The organism is Pedobacter zeae (assembly GCF_014196715.1).
Lineage (GTDB): Bacteria > Bacteroidota > Bacteroidia > Sphingobacteriales > Sphingobacteriaceae > Pedobacter > Pedobacter zeae.
On record NZ_JACIEF010000001.1, the window covers coordinates 185581 to 197714 of the forward strand.

Genomic DNA, 12134 nt, shown 5'->3' on the forward strand with positions numbered 1-12134 from the left:
GAAGATTTCTTCGCTGCTTAATTTTGTAGTGATAGTGTCCATCCGATAATATAGTTTTTGTGTTTGATCGTTTTGATTGTGGTATTATTGATGCGTAATTCTTCGCCGTTGATTGCTTCAACCGTATAGGCTTTGGGGTTGCCCTGTAAACCTTTGCCCAGGTATTTGCCATAGGCTTCTTTGGCTACCCAGAACCGGGTTGCCCATTCGATTTTGTCGCGGTTTTCGAGCAAGGCCATTTCATGATCGTTAAATACAAGATCGAAAAAGCCTGCACTGCGTTCTTCGATGTGTTCGATATCAATGCCCACCGGTTCATTAAAACGGGCTATGCTTACGGCATCTGTACCTTTGTGCGCAATCGAGATGTTGATGTTATCCGTTAAGCCACCTTTAACATAAGGTTTACGGTATTCATCAGAATAAATTTCGAAAGTAATAGGATAACAAGCCTGATTTTTCTGTATGTTCAGTAAATTCCGAACAGCATCTTTTGCCGCCACGCGGCTGATCATCCAGGTTCTTCTTTTGTTTGGCAACAGGTTCTGGTGGTGCTTTTTCTCTGTTTGGTTGAAATATCTTTTCAGGATAAAATCCCACGATACCACACGCGAATAGGCATTGCCGAAAAAGAAAACGCCAGGGGCAACTTCTTCGGATAAACGGTTGTGGAGTGGCGACATTGATACATTCCAAAGTGGTTCGTCTATTTCCAACCGGCGGTTTTGCCAGCCTGAAATCATCAACCAGGTAACGCCATCCCTTTTCATTACGATATCGGCCGTGGCAAATTCATCGTTAATTTCGGTAAGCACGCAGGTACATTCGAAGGTGCCTTTTTGATCGGCCATATCTCCGAAAAATTCTATTTCCTGAATCTTAACGGGGAAAGCGATCCGGTCTTTTTCTAGCGTAAGCTGGAGCCATAAACCAAACAGCTGGCCCACATTATCGAGCAGGGAACCCTTTCCGCCTGCAGCTTCAATAATACCGGTAATTCCTTTTTCGCCAACAGCGATTAATTTTTTGATACCCTGATAATCAGGTCCGTGGAACATGTGTGCGTCGTAAATCTGCTCAGTGTTTCGGTCGATATTCAGTAACTTTCCGATATCGAAATTCCGGTTTGGAGCAGCGTTTAACTGTGCTGCAAGCTGTACTTCTGCATTGGCAAAACGTTCGAGGTTCAGGTAAACCCTTTGTTCGTCTTTCCACTCGCCTGTTACGGTTTCCTGGAAAGGTTTAACCACATTCATCCATTGAAAAACACGCATATTCATAATTTTATGCACTTTTTCTCCGGGCGATTGTGCATTGGCGATCTCAGCAAACACTTCAAAAATCATGGTCATCGGGATCACCGGATCCATATCTTCTACTGTTGGCCAGCCTTTTGGCTGCCGCAAGAGGGAGTGATCGATGAGGTAAGGACAGTTTTCCAGGCTTACATCGAGTTTTTGGCTGAAAGGCTGCCTGATCGGTTTTATTGGTTGGGCAGTTACCCAATTGCCCGGCTGATCGGTCTGTAAAGCGGCATTTTCGAATAGTTCGATCATCTCGCTCTGCATGTTGATCATTTCCAGCACATTCTCATTAAAGGCCTGTAATACCGGATGTTTTGCTTCCTCAAAAGTTTTGGGTTTTATTGGTTGTTTAATGGTTAAGCCTTTAAGGGTTTGCAGGTTATGGATAATCGGCGAACCGAGTTCGAGTTTAATCCCTTTGTTTTTTTGAGGTGGTGCTGATTTGATGTTGCCCAGATAATGAAGCCCGATTTCCTTTCCTTCGACAAAAAGTGCGGCCAAAACCCTTTGCAGTTGCGTAATGCCCGAACGGATCGGCACATTGGCACTAATGGTGCTAAAATCTTTACCCCTTAGTGTATCATCGATAAAGCCCACCAGACCGCCAGAACCCACCTGGATAAATACACGCGCCCCTTCAGCATACAATTTTTCGGTTAGTTCACGGAAACGCACCGGTTTGATCAGGTGTTCGGCACTTAACTGGCGGATGGCTTCGAAACCCTCGGGGTAAGTTTCTAAAGTAGTAGCCGACCAAAGCGGTGTAGTCGTTTTCCTGAACTGCATATCCTGCATGCCTTCGAGGATCAGGCCCAGCTTATCGGCCACAAAAGGGGAGTGGAAACCCGATTGGAATGGAAGGATCTGATGGAAAATCTGTTTCGCTTTTAAAATCGGAACGAGTTCATCGAGTGCATTTTTACTGCCGCAAAGGATTACCTGTTGTGGGCAGTTATCGTTCGAGAGGTATAAATCCGGGATGCTTTCTATAATGGGCTGCAGGCTATCTAAACCGGAACCGACGGCAATAAAACGCGAATCTTTCAGTTCGAAGGTTTCCGGGTTGAGTACATTCAGTAAATTCATTACGGAACTTTCTTCTGCCAGCTCTGAAGATCTTGCTGCAAGCCACTCGCCAAGGCTGTGCCCGGCATTCATATCTGATTTAACGCCCAGTTGTTTTAACGCCTGATCTAAAACACTGCTTTTGTTCAGGATATGAAGTGCCTCGCTTAACAGGCCCTCCTGTTTGTTGTTTTCATCGATATCGATATTAAAATATTCGGCAACAGATTTTACTTCCCCGCCAGCGAGCCCGTCAAGGCCCGGAAAAACAAAAGCAATTTTACCATTATCTGCCAATAAAGGCTTATTGGTATACCAGATATCCTGTTTATTTCTCCAGGGAGAATTTTTTGCTACAATTTTTAAGGCCTTTCTGATCCTTTCAGCACCAGGGTTAAACAATACTAACCTGAAATTACCCTGCCCAACGCTATAATCGCCATTTTCGAGCGATTGGATCAGGCTTTCATGAGTTGGTCTTGCGATGACCAAAACCTCATCTTTTTTGGCGGTTTCGTAAGCACTTAAAACCACGTGGGCATTAATTCCTCCAAAACCGAATGCATTTACTGCCGCCAGTTTAGGCAAGCCTGATTCGTTCCAGTCTATTGCTTTTTGCACGGCCGAAAAACGGGTTTCTGCCAGTTGAGCCATAGGCTCTTCACAATGTAACGTTGGAGGGATGATGCCATGATACAATGCCAGGCTCGATTTGATTAAACCCGCAATACCTGCTGCCGGCATGGCATGGCCAATATTCGACTTAACGGAACCGATACCTGCCTTTGGCAGGCCGGCATCCTGACCGAAAAATTGTTTTAAGGTTTCTACCTCCGTTTTATCACCCAGTGGTGTGCCGGTACCGTGAGCTTCTAAATAGCCGATATTTTTACTTTTCAGTTCTGCGTTTTTCCAGGCTTCGGTAATGGCTTTCAACTGGCCCTTAACAGAAGGACTCATGACGCTGGTGCCGCTGCCATCGCTGCTGACACCTACACCTTTAATTACCGAATAAATTTTGTCCTGATCCCTGATGGCATCTTCGAGGCGTTTAAGCACCACAAAACCACAGCCTTCGCCAATAATCAAACCATCGGCATTTTGATCAAAAGGTTTAATTTTTTCCTGTTTGGATAAAGCACCCAGCTGGGAAAATATGCTCCAAAAAGCGGCATTCTGACCTAAATGTACGCCACCGGCAATAATCATGTCGCAACGGCCACTGTTTAGTTCCTGTACGCCATGGTCTACTGCAAGGAGTGAGCTGGCACACGCAGCATCTAAAGTAAAAGCCAGTCCGCCCAGATTAAGCCGGTTGGCTACTAAAGAAGCTACTAAATTAGGGATTAGCCCCATGGCAGTATCGGCACTGAAACGGCCTTTACGCAATTGGAATTCGTGTTTTACCTTTTCAATTTCAGCCTCGGTAAGTTGTGGCATCAAATCTTTTAATACACTCGATATCTGCTCGCCTGTGCGCACAATTTCGATGGCACGGGTTGCGCCAGGGCCTACATAATTTCCTTTGCCGATAATAATGCCTGTTTTATCAAGGGAATATTTTTTTTCAAATACGGCTGCATCTTCCAGTGCCTGGTGAACCAGGTCTAAAGTTAACAGGTGATCCGGTTCAGTACCTTCAACAGCCAATGGTAAAATGCCAAACCGTTGTGGGTCGAACTGATGATCGGGTATGAAGCCGCCACGGTTACAATAAAAACGATCGACCCCGCTTACCGATTTGTCGAAATGTACGGGATCAATCCGGTCGGCCGGAACCTGTTGCGTAGCATCTACCCGGTTAATAATATTCTCCCAAAAAGCCTGCATATCCTTTGCACCGGGAAAAATGCATGACATTCCAATAATTGCTACATCGCTTTTCTTCATCTTGTTCGCTTAGGGGACCTTTCTAATCTTGGTTCCATTAATTTAACTGTACTAACTTTTTACCCTGTTTAACTAACGCGATCATCATAAGGCTGTATCCTATTGGTGATTCAATCAAATTTGCCACACTGAGCCCGTCGAGACGCTATGTAAGCCATTTAAGAAAGGTCATTCGACAAGCTCAGGATGACAGTTCTATATTTAAAATACAGCGTTATGATGGCTATCAGTTAAAAATATTAGCAATGGGTCTTCTATGTCCAGGTGTTTCCGGCCATGATCAATACCTGGCTTTCTTTACCATATTTTAGTTCGTTCAAAAACGTTTCCATACCGTCCTGTAAAGGGATCAGCGCAATTCCCCTTCTTTGGTATTCTTTCTCTAAGGTTGGCGAAACCATGCCTGCACCTTTCCATGGCCCCCAGTTAATGGCCATTACCTTGCCCTGAATTTTCTGTTTTAAGGCCCAGGCATATTTGTCCATTACGCTGTTTGCTGCGGCATAATCGGTTTGTCCGCGGTTTCCGTAAACAGAAGCAATGCTCGAGAAAAGAATTACAAACTGGGTTTCCGGGCGTAATTGCTCGGCCAATACCCTTAATGGGGTTACTTTGGTATCGAAAACACGCCCGAAAGATTCAGAAGTCTTACTGCTGAACAATTTATCTTCCAGCAAACCTGCGCCATGTACCACACCATCAATACGGCCATATTCCTGGTAAACCTGGTTGATTAAGCGCGTTAAGGCTTCTTCATCTTTTAAGTCTAAGGATTCGTAAATTACCGTTGAACCACCTTCTTCCAGGGTTTTAATGCTGCGTAGAATCTGGTTGTTTTTGTAAATCCGGTTGGTTTCCTGTTCAATTTCGGCAGGTTTTTTAATCTCGCCCTGTTTAATCAGGTATTGCCTGATCTCATCTTTGGTTTTTAATGAAGAACTCGCTTCGTTAGCAGAGGCGATCGGGTTGGCTGAACGGCCTACCAGGATGTATGTACAAGGATAATCTTTTGCGAAATGGATCATCAATTCGGCAGTTATGCCTTGTGCACCGCCTAAAACCATCACCACTGCATCTTTATCCAAATGGATATGTGCGTCGGTTTCGGTGATTAAAGGCTGCGGAACCAGCTCCATAATATGCCTTTTATTGTCGTTGTAAATGATCTCTGAAGGCTTGTCCGGGTTCAGGATTTCGTTTAAGGTGATATTGGTGATTTCATCAGGCGTCATTTTGGTTTCCAGGCTGATGAAACGGCATTTGGTATGCTCGTATTCACGGTCTAAACTTTTAAAGAAACCAGAATAACCCTGGTAATTTCTTAAGAAAGAAATGTCGGACTGATCGTTAAAGTATTGTTTGGTATCTGCGATCAGGTATACCCATTTTACGGTATCAAAATTTAATTTTTTAATGGTCGCAAAATGATCCAGGATACCCACTTTTCGTTGCGCTTCGAACATGTTCAGGATGATCAGGCCCTGGTAACCATCCAGCGGATCTTCAAAGTTGACCAGATCGGCAATGGCACCATGTTTCTCCAGCACTTTTTTGATTTTCATCGCTTGTCCGCCACCATCATCGGTCAGGGCAAAACGCTGTCCCTTTAAAATGGCTGCTTCCGTGATGGTTAATGCAGCAGGAGTCAGCTCGAATCTTAAACGGGATAATTTTTCTTTAACCGTTTGATCGTCGATGCTCTCCTCAATAAGCTTTTTTGCTTCTGTAAGCACCTCCGAGCTTTCCGTTTCAACCTCTGCAATCCAGTTAACCAGTGCATTCAGGGTTTTGATGGCGGCCAGTTTTTCCATTAAATCATCAGCCTGGTCGCTTTGCGAACCAAAACCGATCTTTTCTTTAAGCGAGGCAATAATTTCCATCCTTTTGATCGAATCGATACTTAAATCTGCTTCAAGATCTAAATCCAAGCCCAGCATTTCTTTAGGATAGCCTGTTTTTTCGCTCACTACTTCAAGTATGACTGATTTTAACTGATCAAGAGAAAATTTGGCCTGTTCAGGTTCGCTGGCTGCCGGTGCTACCGGAACAGCAGCAACAACAGTTTTGGGTTGTGCCGTATTTTCGGTAATCCAGTTTACCAGGCTGCTTAAGGTTTTAAGTCCGGCAAGCTGCTCCATAATTTTATCTTCAGGCAGGTTCAACTGAGAAAAACCACCCAGTTCGTTACGGAGGGCACCGATAATTTCGACACGTTTAATCGAATCGATACTTAAATCGGCCTCAAGATCCATTTCCATGCCCAGCATTTCTTGCGGATAGCCTGTTTTGTCGCTAACGATCTGCAAAAGCACCTGTTTGATATCCTTTTGCACCGCTGCAGGAGGGATTGCCTCAATGGTTTGTGCTTGCGGTATTTCCTGTTTTACTGTAATCTGGTTTTCGACAGGTACGGGCTGAGGAGTATGATATGATGTTAGAGGTTGGTTAATGACCGGCGAAGGCATGGCGGCAGGAGCCTGACCTAAAAAGGAAAGCATGACATCGCGTTGGGCTTGAATAAGCATTTTCATGCTGTACAGGTATTCCTGCATCATCAAGTCTTTGGCGGAGTTATTAACCTGTTGATTTTCAGTTAGTGTAGAGGTGTTATTCATAAGGGTAATCGGTTTAGTAATAGGTGATGCGCCATTTGCCGGAAGTTTACCGGTTGACGGAACAGCATGCTGACCGTTCACATACCAGATGGCCGGACTTTTCTTATAGTTGGAAGGTTCGTCCAGTTTAATGGTTTTAACAGAACGGCCTTCGAATAATTTTTCGAGTTTGATTTCGCGACCGGTAGCCATATAACCGGCCAGTGTACCCAATAAATTGCTGAGTTTGTTCTGGCCCTGATCTTCTGTATGTAAGATCACTTCGTCTTTGCCAATGCAGGATTTGGTTAATCCGCTGAGCACCTTGCCAGGGCCAACTTCTACGAAAACCCTGGCTCCGGCAGCATACATGTCCCTAAGCTCATCAACAAAAAGGACAGGTTTTATCAAATGGTCGGTCAAACGTTCTTTAACTGCATCAGCTTTAGTTGGATATTCTTTGGCAGTAGTGTTAGACCATACCGGAATTTTAAGGTCGCTGAAATTTACGCCTGATAATACATCTTGGTAAAGCTGTTTAGATTTGGCTACCAAAGGACTATGGAAGGCGCAGGCTACTTCAAGCGGACGGAAAGATACCTTAGCTTCCTTTAGAACAGCAGCTAATTTGCTGATGGCTTCGGTGCTGCCGGCAATTACACATTGGGTTGGTGCATTAAAGTTTACCGGATAAACCGCTTCAATGTTGCTCAGGTATTGTGTAAGATCTTCCTGTTTGGCGCTTACGGCAAGCATGGTGCCCGGATCGCCATTTTCAACCGCATTTAAGATCGATTTTGCCCTTTCTGCACTCAGGTAAACCAAAGCCTCTTCTTCAAAGGCTCCTGCAAAACAAAGCGCAGGCAATTCGCCATAACTGTGGCCCGCAACCATATCGGGAACAATACCCAGTGATTTTAAGAAGTTAGCGATTGCGAGGTCTACAATACCCAGTAGTGGTTGGGCCATGCGGGTATCTTTAATCCGCTCTCTTTGTGCTTTTGCTTCGGCATCGTTAAATACGGTATTCGGGAATAAGATTTTTTCGTATTCAGGATAAGCTTTTAGCAGTTTTCTCATTTCAGGGAACACCACAAAAAGATCTCTCGCCATATTAACCCTTTGACTTCCTTGCCCTGGGAACATAAAGGCCACTTTACCATCCTGTTTTTGAGTAAGGTAGGTGTCTTTGCTTTCAACGCCCGACAGAACAAGGTCGATTTTCATTACCAGGTCTTCGGCGTTATTGGCTACGATGCTCAATTGAACCGGTTTAGTATCTGCTGTTGCCAGGCTATAGGCAATATCTTTCAGTTCGATCTGGTCGTTCAGTTCTAAAAGGTTTTTTACAGAGATGGCACGGGTTTTGGCTTCTTCATAAGTATCGCCCCTGAAAACAAAGAGTTCTGATGGCCAGGATTTTAGGATCGAATTTTTATCTGCTGTGTTTTTGGCGCTTTCCAGTACGGCATGGAAGTTTGTTCCGCCAAAACCGAACGCGCTAACGCCTGCGTATCTTTTCTCTTCCATCCATAAACCGGCCTCGGTGTGGAAAGCAAAAGGACTGGTTTGCGGATTATAGAAGCTGTTAGGGGTTTTTAAGTTAATGGTTGGCGGTTTAATGCCATGGTAAACCGATAAGGTGGCTTTAATTAAACCTGCAATACCGGCGGCACATTTAGTATGGCCAATCTGCGTTTTCACTGATCCTAAATGCGTTTGTCCGGCAGTTGCCCCCGATTGGTTGAGCATATCGGTTAAGGCGCTGATTTCGGTTTTATCGCCCACTACGGTACCGGTGCCATGGGCTTCAACCAAACCGATCAGCGAAGGTGTAATCCCTGCCTGGTTATAAGCCCTCTCTAAGGCATTTACCTGTCCGTTTTTACGTGGTGCGGTTAAACCAAGGCTTTTCCCATCGCTGGATCCGCCTACACCTTTAATAACAGAATAAATGGTATCGCCATCGCGTAAAGCATCCTCATATCTTTTTAGTACAATCATGGCAATACCTTCGCCAAGGGCAATTCCATCGGCTTCGGCATCAAAAGTGGCGCATCTTCCTTTTTTAGAAAGGGCGTGCGTGCTCGAAAACATCAGGTAATCGTTAATCCCATTGTGGAGATCTGCTCCGCCGGCCAAAACCATATCCGATTTTTCCAGGAACAATTCCTGGCAAGCGAGGTCAATTGCGGCAAGTGATGAAGCGCAGGCGGCATCAACGGTATAATTCCTGCCGCCCAGGTTCAACCTGTTGGTGATCCTGCCCGAAATTACATTGGCCAGAATGCCCGGGAAAGAATCTTCTGTTGTTTTAGGTAAGGCCGCATCCAGTTCGGCCGGCATTTCGCCAAGAACCTGTTTGTAATATCCCCTAAAGCTGTAGCTGTTGGCCAGGTCGTTTCCACCTTCGGCACCGATAATCACCGAAACATTTTCGTTATCTACGCCGCCATCGGCATAGCCGGCATGTTGCATAGCCTGTTTGGCTACCAGTAAGGTAAGCAGTTGGGTAGGCTCTATAGCGGCAAGCGATTGTGGAGGAATGCCAAATTCCAGTGGATCGAAATCTATCCTCGGAATAAAACCGCCCCATTTAGAATGCGACATATCCCCATCGGTAGAATCGGGGTTGTAATACAGTTCTTTGCTCCATCGCTCATCAGGCACTTCGGTTACCGAATCTTTGCCCAAAATGATATTGCGCCAGTATTCTTCGAGGTTTTTGGCTCCCGGGAAGATACAGGCCATGCCCACAATGGCCACATCAAGTGCTTTTGTTTTCTTAACAGGAGGCGCAGGAAGTGTGGCATTTAAAATATGGGTATAATTATTGTCGGCTACATCCTGGTGAAGATCAAGCAGCGACATAACTTCTTTATGCATGGGGGCAACCTGACCGATCATATACATGCCAAGGTCGGTCTGTTCGGCCTCGTTAATCTTCACCAGTTCATCGCCACGCCTTTCAATTCCCTTTGCGGCAATGCGTAAACGGCCAACATTAAGCGACTCGAGTTTAGCCCAGATTTCTTTTTTATCCAGGCCTTCTGCCTGAAGTTTTTGTTTTTCTTCGTTAAAGAAAGTTGCGAAAGCAGAATTGAGGCAACGGGTCTCGTGTCCGGGAGCCGTTTCCAGCAATACGGTTTCATTGGCCTGCATGGCCTCTTGCTGGAATTTATCCAAAATGGCGCCAGTACTTACCGCTTCTTTGGTGTATAGGTAGGCCGTGCCCATTAATACACCGATTTTCATGCCTTTGGCAGCCAAAGGAGCAGTCATTACCGAAATAAAAGCAGTAGAGAAAGCATCGTGGATTCCACCTGCAAAGAAAACGCTGATCTGATCGGCATTTTCTTCCTTTAATAAACGTTCGATCTGTTTTTCCCATAATACCATGCTGGACAGGGGACCAACGTGACCGCCGCACTCGCGGCCTTCGAATACGAAACGTTTGGCGCCTTCCTTTAAAAACATATCCAAAAGGGAGGCAGAAGGTACATGCAGAAAGGTTTTAATCCCTGCTTTTTCAAAGGGTTTAGCTTGCGAAGGTCTTCCGCCTGCAATCAGTAAAACAGGAGGTTTAGCTGCTAAAATATATTCCTGTTGCTCATCCCGGAGTTCCTGTGGTGCAAAACCCAAAATACCAACACCCCAGGTTTTTTCGCCTGCCAGTTTCTTGGTTTCTTCGATCAGGTTTTTTGCCGATGCTCCTTTTAATAAGGAAAGGGCAATAAATGATAGGGCGCCGGCTTCAGAAACGGCATCGGCAAATGGTGCTACATCGCTTACCCTGGTCATCGGCCCCTGTGCAATCGGATAGGTGATGTTCAGGTCTTGCGCAAGCGGGTTGTTTGCTCTAATTATATTAATGGCTTTGGCTTGTTTTAAATGGCCGTAAATGGCCTCTTTGATGCCGAAAACCAGTTTATCTAGCTTTTTATACCTGGCTACCAGGTCGATAGACAGCGCAATATCCTGACCCATAGGAAGATAGTTGCTTTCCAGCTCATAGCCCTTAAAATATTTTTGAAGCTCTGCATAACCTGCGTCTTCCGCCAATGCCGGCGAATTTGGACGGGCCAATACGCGGCAATTATCGATCAGTTTGGTTTCAGTACCACTTAATTTAGCACAAACATTCTTTAGATCTTCAGGAGCAGAACACTCGGGGAACAAGGCCAGCTGGCTATCCAATATAATCCCGGCTGCACCCTGGGCCATTAAAGAGGCAGCAGTATGTATACCAACGCCACCCTGAACCCAAACCGGGATGTTAACCGCTTTAATAATCCGTTGAAACAATACAAAAGAAGATTCGTAAGCTACACGGCCGGCCCCTTCGTTACCTTTTACGATAATTCCGGCAGCACCGTTTTTTTGTGCAGCTAAGGCAGTATCGAGATCGAACACCTGGTAGATGATTTTTGCGGTGGTTTTAGCTTTTAATGCAAAATCATAGGGCATGATAATTAAACTTACTTCGGCAGGCAGATCAATATCAAGTAATGCGGCCGAATGAATGCTTACACCGAAATCGTTGAGTTCCGATGCTAAAACGGATTGAAGTGCGTTTTTGGCTTCGGCTAAATCATGTCCAAGACTGAGAACAGGAAAGCAATCTGCTTTTTGTAAATGTAAAACCAATTTACTGTCAGGGATTTCGAAGGGTGTTGTTCCAATAATAGCGTGTTTGTTCATGGCTTTAGATTTTTCTACTACTTCTGTTTGGTGGATAACTCAAAGCAAAACATAATGGTTCTTTATGTCTGCCGTAATACACAATAACACAGTTTTTTAGTGTTATAATTAATGTGTATTATTAATTAGACTAATATACGAATTCGTTAAGTCAAATTGTTCGTTAAAATCAAAAATGAATGAACTGAATAAGTGTTTGTAAAACTACAAATTCTGTCATTTAAAAATGAACTTTATGAACAAAATTTTATTAATAATCTCATTTATGCTTTTTTTATAGGTGATGTTTTACATTCATATACAAAAAAAGCCCTCATATATTGGGATAATATTAATAATGGGTTAATTTACGAATTAATTTTTGTAATTAATTGATTTATTATGATTTGTGTTTAATTTTTTTTAGTTTTTTAAATGAAAAAGGTTAAATTTTTATTGATTTTATGTTATGAAATAGTATTTATCTTGTTGTTGTCAGGTATTAGATGATGTTGCGGTATTTTAATCAAAAAATGCACGCATTTATTTTGTATTTTATATTGTATATATTTGTATTTTTAATTAGTATTAAAAAATAAAT

Annotated in this window: 2 protein-coding genes; both read right to left on the reverse strand. The window is 44.0% G+C overall.

Annotation, left to right across the window (positions count from 1 at the left end; genetic code table 11):
* Nucleotides 1-17 precede the first annotated feature (17 nt).
* Nucleotides 18-4259, reverse strand: coding sequence for a type I polyketide synthase (locus GGQ60_RS00785; RefSeq protein WP_183759494.1), 4242 nt, complete (start codon nt 4257-4259; stop codon nt 18-20).
* 254 nt (nt 4260-4513) lie between these two features.
* The gene (locus tag GGQ60_RS00790) at nt 4514-11554 is read right to left on the reverse strand and encodes a type I polyketide synthase (protein ID WP_183759495.1); all 7041 of its coding nucleotides are present in this window, start codon (nt 11552-11554) and stop codon (nt 4514-4516) included.
* Nucleotides 11555-12134 lie beyond the last annotated feature (580 nt).